General features: G+C 24.1%; 16 protein-coding genes, 1 tRNA gene and 1 other RNA gene. 13 read left to right on the top strand and 5 right to left on the bottom strand.

The features are described 5' to 3' along the window. Nucleotides 1-265: 265 nt before the first annotated feature. The 5 genes from tig to ppiD all read left to right on the top strand — a co-directional run bounded on the left by tig (nucleotide 266) and on the right by ppiD (nucleotide 8169). Nucleotides 266-1591 carry a trigger factor gene (tig, locus tag QZ401_RS01060; RefSeq protein WP_295164180.1) on the top strand — a complete coding sequence of 442 codons (1326 nt, stop codon included), beginning with the start codon at nucleotides 266-268 and terminating at the stop codon, nucleotides 1589-1591. A 128-nt stretch (nucleotides 1592-1719) separates the two neighbouring features. Continuing rightward, nucleotides 1720-2313 (top strand): ATP-dependent Clp endopeptidase proteolytic subunit ClpP, encoded by a 594-nt coding sequence (gene clpP / locus QZ401_RS01055; RefSeq protein ID WP_295164179.1) that lies wholly within the window; start codon nucleotides 1720-1722, stop codon nucleotides 2311-2313. Between the two features lie 83 nt (nucleotides 2314-2396). Continuing rightward, entirely contained in the window at nucleotides 2397-3680 is a 1284-nt protein-coding gene (gene clpX, locus QZ401_RS01050; protein ID WP_295164177.1) for an ATP-dependent protease ATP-binding subunit ClpX, read from the top strand. A gap of 185 nt (nucleotides 3681-3865) precedes the next feature. After that, a complete protein-coding gene (lon, locus tag QZ401_RS01045) occupies nucleotides 3866-6199 on the top strand; it encodes an endopeptidase La (RefSeq protein ID WP_295164174.1) in 2334 nt (777 codons plus the stop codon). A 104-nt stretch (nucleotides 6200-6303) separates the two neighbouring features. Next, the gene (gene ppiD, locus QZ401_RS01040; protein WP_295164171.1) at nucleotides 6304-8169 is read left to right on the top strand and encodes a peptidylprolyl isomerase; all 1866 of its coding nucleotides are present in this window, start codon (nucleotides 6304-6306) and stop codon (nucleotides 8167-8169) included. 49 nt (nucleotides 8170-8218) lie between these two features. On the opposite strand, the gene queC is transcribed toward ppiD, so the two are convergent. Next, on the bottom strand, nucleotides 8219-8917 hold the full coding sequence (queC, locus tag QZ401_RS01035) for a 7-cyano-7-deazaguanine synthase QueC (RefSeq protein WP_295164170.1): 699 nt from the start codon (nucleotides 8915-8917) through the stop codon (nucleotides 8219-8221). A gap of 249 nt (nucleotides 8918-9166) precedes the next feature. On the opposite strand from queC, the gene QZ401_RS01030 reads away from it, so the two are divergent. Beyond that, nucleotides 9167-10909 carry a SmdA family multidrug ABC transporter permease/ATP-binding protein gene (locus tag QZ401_RS01030; RefSeq protein ID WP_295164168.1) on the top strand — a complete coding sequence of 581 codons (1743 nt, stop codon included), beginning with the start codon at nucleotides 9167-9169 and terminating at the stop codon, nucleotides 10907-10909. Between the two features lie 23 nt (nucleotides 10910-10932). Continuing rightward, complete coding sequence (locus QZ401_RS01025) at nucleotides 10933-12678, top strand: SmdB family multidrug efflux ABC transporter permease/ATP-binding protein (RefSeq protein WP_295164167.1); 1746 nt, start codon at nucleotides 10933-10935, stop codon at nucleotides 12676-12678. A gap of 11 nt (nucleotides 12679-12689) precedes the next feature. Here the strand turns inward: QZ401_RS01025 and ffs are convergent. Next, nucleotides 12690-12784: signal recognition particle sRNA small type (gene ffs, locus QZ401_RS01020), an RNA gene on the bottom strand. 200 nt (nucleotides 12785-12984) lie between these two features. On the opposite strand from ffs, the gene dnaX reads away from it, so the two are divergent. From dnaX to adk, 4 genes are all read left to right on the top strand, one after another. After that, nucleotides 12985-14076, top strand: coding sequence for a DNA polymerase III subunit gamma/tau (gene dnaX, locus QZ401_RS01015; protein ID WP_295164164.1), 1092 nt, complete (start codon nucleotides 12985-12987; stop codon nucleotides 14074-14076). 66 nt (nucleotides 14077-14142) lie between these two features. After that, nucleotides 14143-14472 carry a YbaB/EbfC family nucleoid-associated protein gene (locus tag QZ401_RS01010; protein ID WP_158337479.1) on the top strand — a complete coding sequence of 110 codons (330 nt, stop codon included), beginning with the start codon at nucleotides 14143-14145 and terminating at the stop codon, nucleotides 14470-14472. Between the two features lie 213 nt (nucleotides 14473-14685). Then, a complete protein-coding gene (htpG, locus tag QZ401_RS01005) occupies nucleotides 14686-16563 on the top strand; it encodes a molecular chaperone HtpG (RefSeq protein ID WP_295164161.1) in 1878 nt (625 codons plus the stop codon). Between the two features lie 72 nt (nucleotides 16564-16635). Beyond that, the gene (adk, locus tag QZ401_RS01000) at nucleotides 16636-17286 is read left to right on the top strand and encodes an adenylate kinase (protein WP_295164156.1); all 651 of its coding nucleotides are present in this window, start codon (nucleotides 16636-16638) and stop codon (nucleotides 17284-17286) included. A gap of 11 nt (nucleotides 17287-17297) precedes the next feature. Here adk and QZ401_RS00995 read toward each other — a convergent pair. After that, a tRNA-Arg gene (locus tag QZ401_RS00995) sits at nucleotides 17298-17371 on the bottom strand. A gap of 140 nt (nucleotides 17372-17511) precedes the next feature. Between QZ401_RS00995 and folD the strand changes: the two genes are divergently transcribed. Further along, nucleotides 17512-18369, top strand: coding sequence for a bifunctional methylenetetrahydrofolate dehydrogenase/methenyltetrahydrofolate cyclohydrolase FolD (folD, locus tag QZ401_RS00990; protein ID WP_295164155.1), 858 nt, complete (start codon nucleotides 17512-17514; stop codon nucleotides 18367-18369). A gap of 13 nt (nucleotides 18370-18382) precedes the next feature. On the opposite strand, the gene cysS is transcribed toward folD, so the two are convergent. Then, nucleotides 18383-19774, bottom strand: coding sequence for a cysteine--tRNA ligase (gene cysS, locus QZ401_RS00985; protein WP_295164154.1), 1392 nt, complete (start codon nucleotides 19772-19774; stop codon nucleotides 18383-18385). A gap of 202 nt (nucleotides 19775-19976) precedes the next feature. On the opposite strand from cysS, the gene ybeD reads away from it, so the two are divergent. Further along, nucleotides 19977-20240 (top strand): DUF493 family protein YbeD, encoded by a 264-nt coding sequence (gene ybeD / locus QZ401_RS00980; RefSeq protein WP_011053982.1) that lies wholly within the window; start codon nucleotides 19977-19979, stop codon nucleotides 20238-20240. Nucleotides 20241-20328: 88 nt separating this feature from the next. Here the strand turns inward: ybeD and cspE are convergent, their stop codons facing one another. After that, complete coding sequence (gene cspE, locus QZ401_RS00975; RefSeq protein ID WP_009874442.1) at nucleotides 20329-20538, bottom strand: transcription antiterminator/RNA stability regulator CspE; 210 nt, start codon at nucleotides 20536-20538, stop codon at nucleotides 20329-20331. Between the last annotated feature and the right edge of the window lie 297 nt (nucleotides 20539-20835).

The raw sequence follows: 20835 nt of genomic DNA, 5'->3' as shown, positions 1-20835 counted from the left end.
AAAAATTTTGTTTTGAGAAGCCAACTATTTAATATATTTTTCAAATCGTGAAAACAAATGTTTAAAAAAATTATCTAGCAAGATAAACTTTAAATTATTTTTAAAAAAATATCTAAAAATAATTAATTAAATTAAAAATATACTAGAAATTTTTATAGATTTGAAAAAAATTGATTTTTTGTTTAAAAAAATCTTAATATGAAATATTAAAAATGTAGAATATTTTTTAAAATTATAGAATATCTAAAACAATTTGAGGCAAAAAATGAAATTTTTTATGGAAAACAACAAAAAAAGTGGTGATCATGTCACAATTAAGATTCCAAAAAAGATAGTTAATAACAATCTTATACAAGAATTTGTTCAAATTAACAAAACAACAAAAATAAATGGTTTTAGAAAAGGAAAAACTCCTATTAAAATTATACAAGAAAAATATGGTAATAAAGTTTATTATGATGTATTTAATAAACTAATGCAAAAATTTTTTTATGAATTTATAGAAAAAGAAAAAATAAAAATTGTTGGTTTTCCAAAATATTTTATGCACGAAAATGAAGATGAAAAAGAATATTTTAAATATTCTGTAAACTATGAAGTTTATCCAGAATTTGAAATAAAAGATATAAAACTTATTAAAGCAGAAAAAATAATAGTAAATATTACAGATGAAGACATAAAAAAAAACATAGATCAACAAAAATACAAAGAAGACAAGTGGAATAAAGTTAATAGAGCAGTTAAAATTAACGATCTAGTAACAATTAATTATTGTATTTATGAAAATAACAAAAGAAGAGAAAAATTCGATACAGAAGAACTTAAATTTATCGTTTCTCAAAATAGTTTTATACCTGAATTAAATAATAAAATAATAAATCATTTTATCAATGATGTTATTTTTTTAAAAATAAATTTTTGTAAATTTCATCCAGAAGAAGAATTACATAATAAAGACATTACATTTAAAATTAAAATATTAAATATTGAAGAAAAACAAGAAAATATTGAAATACAAAAAAATATAAAAAAAATTAAAAAAAATAAACTGACTAAATTAAACTATCAGACTATAAAAAAAAATATTATTGATCAAATAAAAAATTTAACTCAAATTTATTTACAAAATCAAATCATAAAAAAATTAACAATAGAAAATCCTATAAATATACCTTCAATTTTATTAAAAGAAGAAATAAATTTTTTATATAATCAATCTATAAAAGAATATAAAGAAAAAAAAGATAATATTTTAGAAAAAAAATATCATACTGATCTTGAATTAAAAGCTAAAAAAAGATTACAAATAAAATTAATTATAGAAAAAATTATCAATAATAATCAAATGTCAGTAAATGAAAAAAGAGTAGAACTATTAATAAAAAAAATATCTTTAAATTATAAAAAACCATTAGAAATTATTAATATATATAAAAACAACGCAAGATTAAAACAAACAATAAAAGATATAGAATTAGAAATGCAAGTTATGGAATTCTTAACAAAAAACGTTAAAATTATTAAAAAACAGTGGACTCTAGATGAAATTATGAATTATAACTGGAGACATAATGAAGAAATTTTTACCTAATATTATTTTTTTTAAATTTTAATATATTAAGAAAATAATTTTTAAAAAATATATTTTGTATTAAAAAAATTAAATTTTAAATAATTTTAATCGAAATATATACTAAAATATTTTATAGAGAAAATTAAATGATATCTAACTCAGTATTAATTCCTATGGTAGTTGAACACCATTCAAGAGGGGAACGTTCATATGATATATATTCTAGATTATTAAAAGAACGGATAATTTTTATAACAAGTACCATTGAAGATAACATGGCAAGCACGATTGTAGCACAAATGCTATTTCTAGAAGCAGAAGATTCAGAAAAAGACATATTTCTATATATAAATTCACCAGGTGGAATTATTACATCAGGAATGTCTATTTACGATACTATGCAATTTATAAAACCTGATGTTAATACTATTTGTATAGGACAAGCATGTTCAATGGCAGCTTTTTTACTTTCATCTGGAACTAAGGGTAAACGATCTTGTTTACCAAATTCAAGAATTATGATTCATCAACCATTAGGTGGATATCAAGGACAAGCATCAGATATTGAAATTCATGCACAAGAAATTATAAAAATGAAAAAGAAATTAAATCAATTAATGTCTTTTCATACCGGTCAATCTATTAAAAAAATAAATAAAGATACAGAACGAGATTGTTTTTTATCAGCAAAAGAGTCTATAAAATATGGATTAATTGATTTAATTTTAACTCAACGTTAACAAAAATTTTTATTAAAGAGAATAAAATAGAATCTATTTACTCAAAAAATCAATAAATATATTAATAAAAAGGTTAAAAAAATATGACAGATAAGAGTAAAGACAATTCTAAAAAACTACTTCAATGCTCTTTTTGTGGAAAAAGTCAAAAAGAAGTAGAAAAATTAATAGCTGGTCCAGCAGTATATATATGCGATGAATGCATAAGACTATGTAATAATATTGTTAAAGAAACAAAAACTACAAAAGAAGTAGAAGATGATGAATTAAGTTACTTACCTACACCACGTGAAATTAAAGAACATCTTGACAATTATGTAGTAGGTCAAAATCATACAAAAAAAGTTTTATCTGTAGCTGTTTACAATCATTATCAACGTATCCGTAACATTTCTAAAAATTCAGATAATGTTGAACTGGGTAAAAGTAATATTTTATTAATCGGACCAACTGGTAGTGGAAAAACTTTATTAGCAGAAACACTGGCAAAATTATTAAATGTACCGTTTAGCATTGCTGACGCAACTACTTTAACTGAAGCAGGATACGTCGGAGAAGACGTAGAAAATGTCATACAAAAACTGTTACAAAAATGCAAATACAATGTCAAAAAAGCAGAGTTAGGGATTGTTTATATAGATGAAATAGATAAAATTTCAAGAAAATCTGATAATCCTTCTATTACTAGAGATGTTTCTGGAGAAGGAGTACAACAAGCTTTATTAAAATTAATTGAAGGTACCTTAGCATCAATTCCACCACAAGGTGGAAGAAAACATCCACAACAAGAATTTTTACAAGTTAATACTTCAAATATTCTATTTATATGTGCAGGAGCATTTTCAGAACTTTCTAAAATTATTTCTAAAAGAATTGATACTGGTAATACAATTGGTTTTAATACTAGTTTTAAAAAGATAAAAAAGAAAGAATCAGAGCAATATTTGTTACAACAAGTGGAATCAAAAGACTTAATAAAATTTGGATTAATTCCTGAATTTATTGGTCGTTTACCTATAGTTACTATTTTAAACGAATTAAATGAAGATGCTCTTGTTAAGATATTATGTAAACCTAAAAATGCTTTAATTAAACAATACCAAACATTGTTTAATCTAGAGAAAGTAAAATTAGAATTTACAAAAGAAGCTGTTATATCAATTGCAAAAAAAGCATTGTCTAAAAAAACAGGAGCTAGAGGATTAAGATCTATTATTGAAAACATCTTATTAGATATTATGTATGAGTTGCCGTCTATGAAAAACGTAGAAAAAGTATTAATCAATGAATTAGTTGTAAATTCCCATTCGTTACCGAAAATAATATATGAAGAAAAAAACAAATCCAAAAAAGCATCCGGTGAATAAAAAATAAAGACATCAGATAATCTCAAAAAAGGGCATTCTCCCTTTATTTTGCCAAACGCTTCAAATTAAAATGTCAAGCGACCATTCCAATATACTTGGCTTAATTATAAATATAGCTGCATATTTCAATATATTGCAGTTTTTAATAAATATAAATAGCGGAAATTCAACTAAGAGAGAGCTCTATGAATTCTGAGCGTTCTGAACGCATTAAAATTCCCGTTTTACCATTAAGAGATGTAGTTGTGTATCCTCATATGGTTATTCCATTATTTGTAGGTCGTAAAAAATCAATCCAGTGTATTGAAACATCTATGAATAATGATAAAAAAATCATGTTAATTGCGCAAAAAGAAGCATCAAAAGATGAACCTAGCACAAACGATTTATTTAATATAGGAACCATTAGCTCTATTTTACAAATGTTAAAACTGCCTGATGGCACAATGAAAGTACTTGTAGAAGGTTTGCAACGTGCTTGTATTAAAGATATAGAAAATAATGGTGAATATTTCTTTGCAGAAGTAGAACTAATTGTTTCTCCTGCTATTATAGATAAAGAACAAGAAGTATTAATTCGAACAACGATTAATCAATTTGAATCTTATATTAAACTGAACAAAAAAATTCCATCAGAAATACTTAATACCCTTAGCAATACAAAAAATGCAGAAAAACTCGCAGATACAATTGCTGCTCATATGCCATTGAAGTTAGCTGATAAACAATCAGTACTAGAAATATACAACGTAAATGAAAGATTAGAATTCTTAATGGCTATAATGGAAACAGAAATAGATTTATTAAAAGTTGAAAAAAGAATCAGAAATCGTGTTAAGAAACAAATGGAAAAGAGTCAAAGAGAATACTATTTAAATGAACAAATAAAAGCCATTCAAAAAGAACTTGGCGATATGGACGAAACTCCAGATGAAAACAAAGTTTTAAAACGTAAAATTAAAAACTCAAAAATGCCAAAAGAAGCAAAAGAAAAAACAGAGTCAGAATTACAAAAATTAAAAATGATGTCACCAATGTCAGCAGAGGCAACAGTAGTACGAAGTTATATTGATTGGATGATCCAAGTTCCTTGGAGTGTAAAAACAAAAATAAAGAAAGATATTGAAGAAGCTAAAAAAATTCTTGACATAGATCATTTCGGTTTAGAAAAGGTAAAGGAGCGAATATTAGAATACTTAGCTGTACAAAGTAGAACAAGTAAAGTTAAAGGTCCTATTTTATGTTTAATAGGTCCTCCTGGTGTTGGTAAAACATCGTTAGGAAAATCTATTGCAAGGTCAACAGGTAGAAAATATGTAAGAATGGCTTTAGGTGGGATACGAGACGAAGCTGAAATTAGAGGTCATCGTCGTACATATATTGGATCAATGCCTGGAAAATTAATCCAAAAAATGGTAAAAGCAAAGGTAAAAAATCCTTTATTTTTACTTGATGAAATTGATAAAATGTCTTGCGATATAAGAGTTGATCCAGCATCTGCATTATTAGAAGTACTAGATCCTGAACAAAACGTAAATTTTAACGATCATTATTTGGAAGTAGACTATGATCTTTCAGATGTTATGTTTGTAGCAACTTCTAATTCTATGAATATACCTGCACCATTACTTGATCGAATGGAAATAATTCGTCTTTCAGGTTATACAGAAAACGAAAAATTAAATATAGCAAAGTGCTATTTATATCCAAAACAAATAGAAAGAAACGCATTAAAGAAGAATGAAATTACAATTACCGATTGCGCTATAATTAGTATAATTCAATATTATACTCGTGAAGCAGGTGTTAGAAGTTTAGAACGTGAAATTTCTAAAATATGTAGAAAAGTAGTAAAACTATTAATTTTAAATAAATCTTTAAAAAATATAGAAATAAATAGTAAAAATTTAAAAAAATTTTTAGGAATAAAACGATTTGATTATGGAAAAACAAATAGTTCTAATCAAATTGGACAAGTAGTTGGATTAGCATGGACAGAAGTAGGCGGAGAATTGTTAACAATTGAAACGGCATGTGTTTCAGGAAAAGGTAAACTTACTTATACAGGTTCTTTAGGTGAAGTAATGCAAGAATCAATTCAAGCCGCATTAACTGTAGTTCGTTCTCAAGCTAAAAAATTAGGAATTAAAAAAGATTTTCATGAAAAACATGACATTCATGTCCACGTTCCTGAAGGTGCTACACCAAAAGACGGACCGAGTGCAGGTATTGCAATGTGTACAGCTATAGTATCTTCTTTAACAAAAAACCCCGTCAAGTCTAATATTGCCATGACAGGAGAAATTACATTACGAGGAAAGGTATTAACAATTGGAGGACTAAAAGAAAAATTGCTTGCAGCACATCGTGGAGGTGTCAAAACTGTATTAATACCATATGAAAATAAACGTAATTTAGAAGAAATCCCAAAAAATATTATTGAAGGACTAATAATTCATCCGGTAAAAAATATTGAAGAAGTTTTAACAATATCGTTAGAAAATACACCTTACGTATAAAAAAATCTAAATCTGGCTGACAAAAAACCGTCAGCCTTTATAATTTAAATAAAAAAAATTAACGATTTCAATATAAAATTGAAACTATCTAGGATAGTTATATTATGTTTAAATATTTAAAATCCCGATTCAATGTTGTTATAATCAAATGTATTTTGGGAATAATTATTTTATCATTAGTTTTTGGTACTATAAATAATTATTTTAATAGAGATACAGAAAAATATATTGCCAAGGTAAATGGAGAAGAAATTAGTTTTACAACATTACAAAATATGTATGTTGATGAAAGAGAAAAACAAGAAAAAATACTAGGAAAAAATTTTTTTAAAATTAAAAAAAATAAAAAATTTAAAGAAGAAACATATAACTATATATTATCTCAACTAATAAATAATATTCTTTTAGAACAATATACAGAAAAAATTCATTTTAACATAAAAGATGATGAAATAAAAAAAATAATATTAAATATGTCGACGTTTCAAGAAAATAATGAATTTAATAAAAAGAAATATTTAAATTATCTTTCATCAAAAAATTTAACACATTATGAATATATCAATTTAATTAGAAAGAAACTTAACACTACATATTTAATAAATGCTATTTCTAATACAAATTTTATATTAGATAATGAAAAAAGAAAAATAATAGAATTATTGTCTGAAAAAAGAGTTATAAAAAAAGCAATTCTGAACATTAATCCTATTGTGAATAGTCAAAAAGTAAGTGAATCAGAAGTACATGATTATTTCAATCAACATAAAAATAAATTTTATATTCCAGAAAAATTTAAAATTAGTTACATTCAACTTACACCTAATCAATTTAAAATAAAATGCAATAATAAAGAAATAAAAAATTGGTATAAAAAAAACATAAATAAATATGCAAATCAAGAAAAAAGACAATACAGTATTATTCAAATTAGTAATCAGAACGAAGCATTATCAATTTTATCAAAATTAAAAAAAGGAGCAGATTTTTCAAAAATAGCTAAAGAAAAATCAATAGATCCTATTTCTTCTAAAAAAGGAGGGAATATTGGATGGATAGAAAAAAACTCGATACCAAATGAAATAAAAATTTCTCACTTAGAAAAAATAGATCAGATTTCTAATATTATTAAATTTAATAACAATTTTTTAATAATTAAATTAAATAAAATATTACCAAAAAAATATAAGAAAATATCTGAAGTATCAGATCTCATTGAAAATGAGATAAAATATGAAAAATCTTTAAATATATATAAAAAATTACAAAATAAAATTTTTCTCATTGCAAAAAAAAATATTAACAGATTTGATTTAATTCTTAAAGAAACTAATATCATTCCTTCAGAAACTAATTGGTTTGATAAAAATACTGTTCCTAAAGAATTGCAAAATCCTATATTAAAAAGATTTATTTTTAAAAAAGGTCTATTAGATCGACAAAAAAAACTAAAATCACATTCCGGTCTAATTATATTAAATAATCGTCAATCTTTTTTATTAAGTATAAAAAATTTTCAAAAGAAAAAAAATAAAGAACTGAAAGATGTTAAAAGAAATATTATAAGTAAACTCAAATATATGAAAGCTATAGAAAAAATAAAAAATAAATCAAAACAAATTTTATTTCAGTTAAAAAATGGAAATGAAAATATTTTAAAAAAAGAAAATATTATTTTTAAAGAATATGAAACTATATCTCGATATGATACGAATCCAAATTTATCTGTAATTTTTTCAATGCCATATCCAGTAAAAGGAAAAAAAATTTATACTGTTTATCAAAATAAAAATAAAAACTTTGTTATCGCATTATTAGATAGAGTTTATAACGAAAAATTTTCAAAAGAAGAAGAAAAAATTATCATAAAATATTTAGAAAAAAATAATATAGATACAATATTTCAGTGTATTCTCCAAAATTTACATAGAAAATCAACAATTTTATATAATAAAATAGACAATTTTTAAAAACTTGTTAAGTATAATTTTTAATCATTAAATATATATTTTTTTTAAATTAATTATAGAAATTAAATTTTTCTTTTAATTTTTTCATATAGTAAGAAGGATTAGATTTCCACTTATTAAATCCATCGTTCCGAAGAATACATGATTGACATTGACCACATCCTTTTCCTTGAATACCTTTATAACAAGTTACTGTGTTATCAAGAATAAATTGAGTAGAATTCCAGTAATCTGATAAAGCCCATATTTCTGCTTTACTTAAATTAATTAAAGGAGATTGAAAGTTAATCTTACAATTCATACCAATTTGAACAACATCATTCATTTTTTTTAAAAATTCGTTTCTACAATCTGGATAACCAGAAAAATCAATTTCATTTACCCCTAAAACAACTGAATCAATTTGATTATTGAAAGCATATATAGAAGATAAAGTTAAAAATAAAATATTACGACCTGGAACAAAAGTACTTGGTAATAAACAATTTAACGGATGGTTATCAAGAATAGAAATTTTTTCATCTGTTAAACTACTTATTGAAAGATTTTTTAAACACTTAATATCTACGAATATATGTTTTTTAACATTAAAATAATTTGATATAAAACGAGCAGAATCGATTTCAGATTTATGTAATTGATTATAATTAAATGTAATACAGTGAACTTCTTTATATATGTTAGTGTAATGTATTAAACAAGTAGTTGAATCTTGTCCACCGCTAAAAATAATTAGTACTTTTTTCATGATTTTTTAGTCATTAAACTATTTATAGAAAATTTATTAAAATGATTTGGAAATTAATATTGTATATGATTCATTTATAAAAATATATTTAAATATGAATTCATTTTTTAACAAAAATTTAAATTTCTAATTTTATAAAAGTAATTCAAATATAATTTTTCTTTAATTTACAAAAAATTAAAAATAAAGAAAAAAAACATGTAATATTAAAAATATATATTTTAAATGTTTAAATTTTAGGATTTTTTTGTGAAATTATTCAATCAACTAAAATGGTATTTTATAAAAGAATGGAAACGCTATTTAGGATCAATTTTATTATTGATAATAATAGCTTTTTTACAATTGTTACCACCTAAGATAATTGGAATTTTAATAGATTTAATTATAAAAGAAAAAATGAGCGGTTTTAAAATACTACCTTGGATTTCAATTATTCTTTTAATTGCCCTTGTAGTTTATATTCTGCGTTATCTATGGAGAATTCTTTTGTTTGGTGCCTCATACCAATTAGCCACAGAATTGCGAGTAAAATTTTATTCTTACCTTAGTAAACAAAGTGAAATATTTTTTTTAAAAAATCGTACTGGAGATCTAATAGCTAGAGCTACTAATGATGTTGATCGCGTTGTATTTGCAGCAGGAGAAGGAGTTTTAACATTAGTAGATTCATCTGTAATGGGTTTTTCAGTATTAATAGTCATGGTGACTCAAATCAGTTGGTTATTAACGATAATTTCATTAATACCGATGCCAATTATGGCAATTTTAATAAAAAAATATGGGAGGGAACTACATAATACTTTTCGAAATGCTCAAAGTGCATTTTCTCTGTTAAACAATCAAACACAAGAAATATTAACTAGTATTCGAATGATTAGAGCATTTGGATTAGAAAAAAATCAATTAAAAAAATTTAATAAAATTGTAAATGAAACTGGAAAAAAAAACATGCAAGTTGCAGAAATAGATGCTCGTTTTGATCCAGTAATTTACTTATCAGTTGCATTTTCTAATTTATTAGCGATTACGGCAGGAGGATGGTTAGTTTGGAATAATACTATTACGATCGGACAATTAACTAGTTTCATTATGTATTTAGGTCTAATGATTTGGCCGATGTTAGCTTTAGCATGGATGTTTAATATTGTTGAAAGAGGTAGTGCAGCATGGGATAGAATTCATTCTATTATTAATAAAAATTTGTATATAGAAGATGGAAAAAAAACATTAACAATAAATGGAAAATTAAGTATTAATATTGATATATTTTTTTATCCTAAAAGCAAAATACCATCTTTAAAAAATATTTATTTAAATCTTAATCCAGGAAAAACTTTAGGAATTTGTGGTCCTACAGGATCTGGAAAAAGTACTTTATTAAAACTAATACAACGACAATTTAAAATTAACAAAGGAGAAATATTTTATAATTCTTTATCATTATTAGAATTAAAAATTGATTCTTGGAGAAGTAAGATAGCAGTTGTAAATCAAACTTCATTTTTATTTTCAGATAGTGTATCAAACAATATTTCTTTAGGTAAGCCTAATGCTTCAAAAAAAGAAATTGAAAAAGCAGCTAAATTAGCTGATATACATAAAGATATTATCTCTTTACCTCAAGGATATAACACTCAAGTAGGAGAACGTGGTGTAATGCTATCTGGTGGTCAAAAACAACGAATTGCTATAGCACGTGCACTATTATTAAATACAGAAATATTAATCTTAGATGATGCTTTATCTGCTGTAGACGGTAAAACAGAAAATAATATTTTAAAAAATTTGAAAAAATGGAAAGATAACGGATATTCTTTAATAATTGTAGCACATCGATTATCTGCATTAATTAATTCAGATGAAATTATAGTAATAAAAAAAGGTACTATTGTTCAAAGAGGAAATCATGAAAAACTAATAAAAGAAGAAAATTGGTATAAGTCTATGTATCACTATCAAAAGTTAGAAACAGAAATTGAGGATATTTAAAAAGTAGGTGAGAAATTTATAATATGGATCATTTAATACAATTTTGGCCAATTTTAAAACGTTTAATAATTTATGCAATACCTTGGAAAAAAAAAATAATATTAGCATTTTTTTTACTTTTCAGTGGTGCAACTTCTGAAGTTTTAGGACCAATTTTAATAAGTTATTTTATTAATAATATTTTATCTAAACATGAATTAAATTTAAAGTTAATACTTATTATTATAATAGTATTTATTGCATTACAAATATTAGCGGTTTTTTTTAATTATTTTCAAAGTATTTTTTTTAATAAAATAGCTGTAGGAATTATTAATAAACTCCGCAATGATGTCATGAATGCAGCGCTAAATCAACCTATAAAACAATTTGATTCTCAACCTATTGGACAAATGATTTCAAAAGTTACTAATGACACTGAAGTCATTAAAGAATTATATGATACTGTTGGTCCTACTTTCTTTCGAAGTATCACTTTAATTATAATTATATTATTTGCAATGTTTACTCTTGAATGGCACATGGCAATAATAGCTATATTAATTATCCCTTTGGTAATTATGTTAATGTCACTATATCAACATTATAGTACTCCATTATTAAGAAATGTACGTTATTATGTAGCTAATATTAATAATAAATTTAATGAAACTATCAATGGAATGAACGTTATTCAACAATTTAGACAACAAATGAGATTTGAAAAAAATATAAAAGAAAGCAGCGAATTGCATTATTTAGCTAGAATGAAAATATTAAAATTAGATGGTTTTTTATTAAGACCGTTATTAAGTTTATTATCAGCTTTAGTACTTTGTAGTTTTATGTTTTTATTTAGTTACTTTTCTATTGGAGTTTTTGAAGTAGGTGTGCTATACGCTTTTATTACATATCTTGGTCGTCTCAATGAACCTTTGATTTCAATTACTATTCAACAATCTATATTACAACAGGCTATAGTAGCAGGAGAGAGAATATTTTCTCTTATAGATTCACCAAAACAAAAATATGGAAATAATAAAGAAGAACTAAAAAGTGGTAAAATAAATATTAAAAATCTCAACTTTAAATACAAAAAAAATGAAAAAAATATACTTAATGATATTAATATATATATTCCGTCTAAAAGTTTTGTCGCATTTGTAGGTCAAACTGGAAGTGGAAAAAGCACTTTAGCTAATTTATTAATGGGATATTATCCTATAAAAAATGGTAAAATATATTTAGATAATATATCTATTGATTGCATATCTCATGACATTTTACGAAAAAATATATTAATGGTACAACAAGATCCAATAGTTCTAGCAGATACTTTTTTTTCTAATATTTCACTAGGAAAAGAAATATCTGAAAAAAAAATATGGAATGTATTAAAAACTGTTCATCTTTCTTCTTTAGTAAAATCAATGCCACAAGGTATTTACTCTATATTAGGAGAAGAAGGAAATAATTTATCTCTTGGACAAAAGCAATTATTAGCTCTTGCGAGAATACTAGTACGAAATCCTAAAATACTCATATTAGACGAAGCAACTGCCAACATTGATTCAGGAACTGAACAATTAATTCAAAAAACTTTATCTTCTATACGAAAAAAAACCACGTTAATCGTTATAGCTCATAGACTTTCAACAATTATTGAAGCAGATACTATTGTAGTTATGAATAAAGGAAAAATTATTGAATTTGGAACACATAATCAACTATTAGAAAAAAAGGGTTTTTATTGGAAAATGTACAACTTTCAATTATCTAAGAAGTGCTAAAATACAGGAGATTCTGTTAGTTGTACAAAACACCTGTATCGATTGATGTGGCTGCTTCTTTCCAGATCTGACCAATTTTTCAATTTAACAGTGTTTAGGACTAACAGAAAACTCCAGTTTGTAATTAATTTTTAAGTTCTATAAAATAGAATATAACTCTATATTTTATAGACCAAATATATATTTGACAACTAATATTTTTAATATTATAAAAATTAAATAAAATTTTTATAAAAAAAAGAGAATACTTTCATATTCTAAAAAATATTGATAGCATAATAGTATTTCTATAAAAAGAAATAACATATGATTTATCAAATATTAGCAAGAAAATGGCGTCCTCAATCTTTTAAAGAAATAATAGGTCAAAAATATATTATTAAAGCCATATCCAATGGATTTTCTCTTAGAAAAATTCATCATGCATGGTTATTGTCTGGAACAAGAGGTGTAGGAAAAACTACAATTGCTCGTCTAATTGCTAAAAGCTTAAATTGTGAAATAGGCATCACACCTTTTCCATGTAGAAAATGTACTATTTGTCAAGAAATAGAAAAAGGTATTTGTCTAGATTTTATTGAAATAGATGCTGCTTCACGTACAAAAGTAGAAGAAATGCGAGAAATTTTGGATAATATTTATTATTCTCCTTCTAAAAGTCGTTTCAAAATATATTTAATTGACGAAGTTCACATGCTATCTAGACATAGTTTTAATGCACTTCTTAAAACTCTTGAAGAACCCCCTGAACACATAAAATTTATTTTAGCTACAACAGATGTAGAAAAAATACCTAAAACCATTAGATCTCGTTGCTTATATTTTAAATTAAATATCTTGTCTGAAGAAGATATTTTTAATTTTATAAAATATGTTTTAGAAAAAGAAAATTGTAATTTTGACGAAGAAGCATTAAAAATAATAGCTTATTACGCTAATGGAAGTATGAGAGATGCACTAAACTTGTTAGAACATGCGATACATTTAAGTAAAAATAATATTAATTTAAAAAATACAACTGAAATGCTAGGTATACCAAACAAAAAAAATGCTTTTTTGTTAACAAAATTTCTATTAGAAAAAGATTCAAAAAAAATGATGTGTTTATTAAATAAAATAAGTAAGATAGGTTTAGAATGGCAAAATGTTTTAACAGAAATGTTACGTTTTTTACACCATATTGCTATGGTGAAATTTTGTCCAAAGACATGGAATCAAATTTTTATAAAAAACAACGAAAATGAAATTAAAAAAATTGCAGAAAATAATAGCAAATATAATATTCAATTATGCTATAAAATTCTATTAAATGGCAGAAAAGAATTATTTTTTTCACCTAATCATAAAATAGGAGTAGAAATGACTTTACTCCGAGCTATTACAGAAATAGAAAAATAAAAATATATTCTATAAAAGTTGTCTATAATACTGATTATTATCACATTTTAAAAAGAGAGAATAAATATGTTTACTAAAGGTGGATTAGGAAATCTTATGAAACAAGCTCAACAAATGCAAGAAAAAATGGCTAAGATACAAGAAGAAATAGCTAAAATGGAAGTTACAGGAGAAGCAGGTGCAGGATTAGTAAAAGTAACTATTAATGGAGCACATAATTGCAGACGTGTAGAAGTAGATCCCAGTTTACTAAAAGATGATAAAGATATGCTAGAAGATTTAGCTGCAGCTGCTTTTAATGATGCAACTAGAAGAATATCTGAAGTTCAAAAGAAAAAAATGTCTGCTATATCTACAGGAATGCAATTACCTACAGGATTTAACTTGCCAATATAAATATATTATACAAGAAAATAAAAAAATATTATTAATTAGATTATAATTTTTTAATACGTAATTTTTTTAAAATTTATAATTAATATTATACTTCATATTTTTCTGTTTAATAAACTTAAAAGATTTGAATCTGTTAAAAGTTCCTTTGAATTTTTGATAAAAAAATTTTTAAAAAGAATTATACATTTTATTTTTTAAAAAGAGATATTTTATATGAATGTACAAAAAAAAGAAGTATATAGTTTTCAATCGGAAGTAAAACAACTATTACATTTAATGATTCATTCTTTATATTCAAATAAAGAAATATTTTTAAGAGAACTAATATCTAATGCATCAGATGCAATAGATAAATTAAGATTTCAATCTATATCAAATCCAGATTTATATGAAAATGATAGTGACGTTAAAATTCAAATTTCTATTAACAAATCGCAAAAAACTTTAATTATTAGTGACAATGGTATTGGAATGACACGTCAGGACGTAATTGAAAATTTAGGAACAATTGCTAAATCAGGAACTAAGTCGTTTATAAAATCTTTAGAAAAAAAAGAAAAAAATGTAAAAAACGAACTAATTGGAGAATTTGGAGTTGGTTTTTATTCATCTTTTATAGTATCAAAAAAAGTATCAGTAAGAACTAGATTCGCAGGAAACAAATCTGATCTAGGTATATTATGGGAATCATCTGGAGAAGGAGAATATAACGTTACTAACGTAAAGAAAAAAACAAGAGGTACTGAAATTACTTTATTTTTAAAAAAAGAAGAAGAAGAATTTTTAGAATTATGGAGAATTCAAAATATAGTTAGTAAATATTCTGATCATATTACTGTACCAGTACAAATACAAAAATACGACGAAAAAAATAAAATATATTTTTGGGAAAAAATTAATAAAGCTAAAGCATTATGGACACAAAATAAATCCTCTATAAGTGAAAAGGAATATCAAGATTTTTATAAACATCTTACAAATGATCAAAATAATCCACTTTTTTGGACTCATAATCATGTAGAAGGAACTAATGAATATATTAGTTTATTATTTGTTCCTGAAAAGGCAGCCTGGGATATTTGGAATAGAGATAATAAATCTGGTTTAAAATTGTATGTAAAACGTGTTTACATTATGGATAACTCCCAAGAGTTTCTTCCAAACTACTTAAGATTCATTAGAGGATTAATAGATTCAAACAATTTACCTTTAAATGTTTCACGAGAAATATTACAAGATAACTCTATTACAAGGAATCTAAAAAAAGCATTAATAAAAAGATCATTAAAAATGCTTCAAACGTTATCAAAAAAAGATAATAAAAAATATCAAACATTTTGGAATCAATTCGGATTAGTTTTAAAAGAAGGACCTGCAGAAGATAGCAAAAATTTAAATTTAATTGCTAGTCTTTTACGTTTTACATCTATTAAAAACAACAGTTCTGAACAAACTATTTCGCTAGAAAATTATATATCTAATATGCATGAGAAACAAGAAAAAATATATTATATTACTGCAGATAGCTATATGTCGGCAAAAAATAGTCCTCATTTAGAATTGTTTAATAAAGAAAATATTGATGTTTTATTACTATCAGATAGAATCGATGAATGGATGATGAATTATCTTACTGAATTTGAAGGAAAAAAATTTCAATCAATCAGCAAAGAAGATTTATCATTAAATAAATTAACAAAAGATAATGAAAACAAAAAAGAAACATCAACAGAAATGATAGAATTTTTAAAAAAAGTAAAAAAAACTTTAGGTGATAAAGTTAAATCAGTACGATTAACATATCGGTTAACAGAAACTCCGTGCATTGTATTAAGTGACTCAAATGCAATGAGTACTCAAATGGCAAAACTTTTTAGTGCAGCAGGACAAACTGTTCCAGAATTAAAGTATATATTTGAAATTAATGCAGAACATAAATTAATAAAAAAAATATGCAAAATAAAAGAAAATGATAAATTTGATGAATGGATTAAATTATTGTTAGATCAAGCACTATTTGCTGAAAAAGGAAGTTTAGAAAATCCACATAAATTTATTGCTAGAATGAACAAATTGATTTTAGAACAATAAAAATATGATTACTACTTTTTTATAGTAGTAATCTTACTCTCAAAATAACTTTTTAAATATGACAAGATAACTATGCGTATTATTTTATTAGGTGCTCCTGGTACAGGAAAAGGAACGCAAGCAAAATTGATTGCAGAAAATTATAATATCCCTAAAATATCAACAGGAGATATTTTAAGAGAAAATATTCAAAAAAAAAATATAATCGGTAAAAAAATACATGATCTTTTAAAAAATGGAGAATTAGTTCCCAATAAAATTGTATGTACTTTAATAGGAGAAAAAATTCAAAAAAAAGATTGCATTAATGGTTTTTTATTAGATGGTTTTCCAAGAACACAGGAACAAGCTGAATATATATCAAATCTTAAAATAAAGATTGATTACGTTTTAGAATTAATAGTTCCATATGAATTAATATTAAAAAGAATATGCGGAAGAAGAGTCCATACTGCATCTGGAAGAATTTATAATATAAATTTTAATCCTCCCAAAGAAGAAGAAAAAGATGATTTAACTCAGGAAAAATTAACTATAAGAGAAGACGATAAGATTGAAATCGTTAAAAAAAGATTAAAAAATTACGAAGAAAATGCTTATTTATTGAATCAATATTATTTAAAACAAAAAGAATTAAAAAAATTAAACTATTTTAAAATTGATGGAAAAGAAAACATTTGGGATATTCAAAAAAAAATAGAAATGATTTTAAAAAAAAGATAAATGTTTATTTTTGCGTTCTACAGGATTCGAACCTGTGACCTACGGCTTAGAAGGCCGTTGCTCTATCCAGCTGAGCTAAGAACGCACATAAAAAATTGATTAAAGTAAAATTTAACATTAAAATAATATATATGCAACTAAATTAACATTAATATGTAACATATTAATATAAAAAAATTTAAACAATTTTTGATTAAAATAAAAAATTAACTGAGCTACGAGACAATGTCTGCAATAATCATAAATGGCAATAAAATTGCAAAAAAAATAGAAATAGATATTTTAAAAAAAATAGAAAAAAGAAAAAAAAATAAAAAAAGAATACCAGGATTAGCAGTAATTTTAATAGGAAAAAATCCTGCTTCCGAGATTTATGTAAAAAGAAAAATATCAGCATGTAAAAATATTGGATTTATTTCTAAATATTGGAGTTTTCCTATAAGTATTAGTGAAAAAGAAATATTGAATCTTATTGAAAAATTAAATAACGATGTCAGCATAGATGGTATTTTAGTACAATTACCTATACCTAAAAAAATAAATTATTATAAAATATTCAGTAGTATAAGGGCTGACAAAGATGTAGATGGTTTTCATCCCTACAATACAGGCTCTTTATGTCAAAGAAATCCTACTTTAAGAGCTTGCACACCTAAGGGAATAATTACAATGTTAAACTATAAAAAAATTAAAACTCACGGATTAAATGCAGTCGTAATTGGAGCTTCTAATATAGTAGGAAGACCTATGAGTATGGAACTATTATTAGCTGGGTGTACAACTACAGTTACACATAGATTTACTAAAAATTTAAAAAATCACATCGAAAACGCTGATTTATTAGTTGTAGCAATTGGAAAACCAAATTTTTTACATGGAGATTGGATAAAAGAAGGTGCTATAGTGATCGATGTAGGTATTAATAGATTAGAAAATGGATCTATAGTAGGTGATGTAGATTTTAAATCAGCATGTCTGAAAGCTTCTTATATTACTCCAGTTCCAGGCGGAGTTGGTCCTATGACAGTTATTTCATTACTTGAAAATACTTTAGAAGCTTGTGAAAAATATCATGATTTTTAATTTCAAAAATATATTATTTTTTAAAACGCCATAAGGTTTTTTCAGGAAGGTCTTCTAAAAAAATATTTAATTTTTTTAATTCATCACGTAATTTATCAGCTTCTTTCCATAACTTTGATTTTCTGGCAAAATTTCTTTTTTCAATTAAAAATTCGATTTTTTCTATAGTGGTCTTATCAAGAAACGATACTTTTTTTAAGAAAAATCGTGATTCATTTGATAAAAAACCTAAACAACCAGCTAATTTTTGTAATCTAAAAGCAAAAAAATTTGATTTAGAGAAATCTATTTTTTTTAAATAATTAATTTTTCGAGCCAATTTAAATAAAATAGAAAAAGCTTGAGGAGTATTAAAATCATCATTCAAAGCTTTATAAAAATCTATTTCAAAATTTAAACCTTCTACAGGATCAAATATAGGTTTTGTACCATATAATGTCATGTATAAATATTCTAATGATATTTGAGATTTTTTTAAATTTTCTTCGGTATAATAAATAGGATGTCGATAATGAGTAGATAAAAAGAAAAAACGCAAAACTTCAGCTTCATATTTTATTAAAACATCTTTTAAAAAAAATGAATTACCTAAAGATTTAGACATTTTTTGATTTTTAATTATTACCAATCCTGAATGCATCCAGAGTTTGACTTGAAATTTTTTATTAAAACATCTTGACTGAGATATTTCATTTTCATGATGGGGAAAAAGAAGATCTGAACCTCCTCCATGAATATCTATATAATCTTTAAAAAGAACATTAGTGATAGCTGTACATTCAATATGCCAACCAGGACGTCCTTTACCCCAAGGCGAATCCCAGAAAAATTTTTCTTCTTTTTTATATTTTTTCCAAAGTATAAAATCTAACGAATTTTTTTTTGTTTTGTTTGTGGCAATACGTGTTCCGGATATTAATTTATCTAAGAATTGACCAGACAACGTCCCATACAACTCATCACTACTTATTGAGAAAACTACATCACCCTGATCACTAATATACGCGTTTTTACTTTTAATTAGTTTTTTAATAACCGTGATTATATCATCAATATGATTGGTAACACGAGGTTCTATATCAGGAGGAGAAATACCTAATAAAGAAAAATCTTTATGCATTTCCCTTATCATAGTATTTGTAAAAGCATTAATATCTATTTTTTCTTTTAATGATTTTGAAATAATTTTATCATCAATATCTGTAATATTACGAACGTATTTTACTTGAAATCCTATTAAGCGCAAATAACTTACTATCATATCAAAAACAACAAAAGTACGTGCGTGACCGATATGACAAAAATCATATACAGTAACTCCACAAACATATAAATTGATTTTTTTGTTTTTAATAGGTTTAAAAATTTCTTTTTTAGACGTTGCTGTATTAAAAATTTTTAACATAAATTTCTCATGAAATATTTAAAAAAAAATAATATAAAATATGTTATTTTCTACATAATCAATATGCTAAAATAATTATATATATTAATATCGATTTTTTTATAAAAATTTTTAAAATGATATGTTTATATAAAAATATAACAGATTAATTAATTTTTTTAAAATTAAAAAAATTCATTAAAAATAAAACCAGGATTAATTAATGAAGACAAAATTACGAGAAATGTTAAAATTCCCTTGTTTTTTTACTTATAAGATCATTGGTTTGGCACAACCCGAACTTGTTGATCAAATAATAAAAGTCATTCAAATTCAGATTCCTGGAGATTACACACCTCAAGTAAAATCAAGTAATAGAGGTAATTATCTTTCTGTTTCCATTACAATATGTGCAAAAAATTTTGAACAAATTGAAACGTTATATCATGATATTAGTAAAATAAATATGGTTAGAATGGTTTTATAAAGATATATAAGATCTTACATAGTACAGCTCGATAAAGAGCCGTACTAAAAAAGATTTTTATTTTTTAGTAAAAAAAATAAAATAAAATCTATAAACTAATAACATTAGCAGCAGATGGCCCCTTTGCTCCCTCAGTAATTTCAAATTCAACACTTTGACCTTCTGCTAGAGTTTTAAATCCATTACTTTGTATAGCTGAGAAGTGAACAAATACATCTTTACTTCCATCTTCCGGAGTAATAAAACCAAACCCTTTAGATTCATTAAACCACTTAACATTACCTTTAATCTTGGACATCTATATTACCTTCACATGAAAAAAATATACTAAATTGAAAAAACGCATTAAAACAATTATAAATGATTTTTTTATAAAAAAAATAAAAATCAAAAATAATAGAAATTTTTTAATAGATTAACATGTAAATCTATTGTTAGCTAGAAAGTAATTTATTTTAAAAAAAATATTTACATTCATTCAAAAAATATTATATTGTTTTTTTTACATATTAACATTATTTATTTAAATAAATATTTAATATGATTTTGTTTCAAATACAAAAAAACCCGAAAATTTTCGGGTTTTTTTGTATTT

Source organism: uncultured Buchnera sp., assembly GCF_913776765.1.
GTDB lineage: Bacteria > Pseudomonadota > Gammaproteobacteria > Enterobacterales > Enterobacteriaceae > Buchnera > Buchnera aphidicola_AO.
The sequence above is the reverse complement of the archived record's forward strand: the minus strand, read 5'-3'. Positions and strand labels throughout refer to the sequence as shown.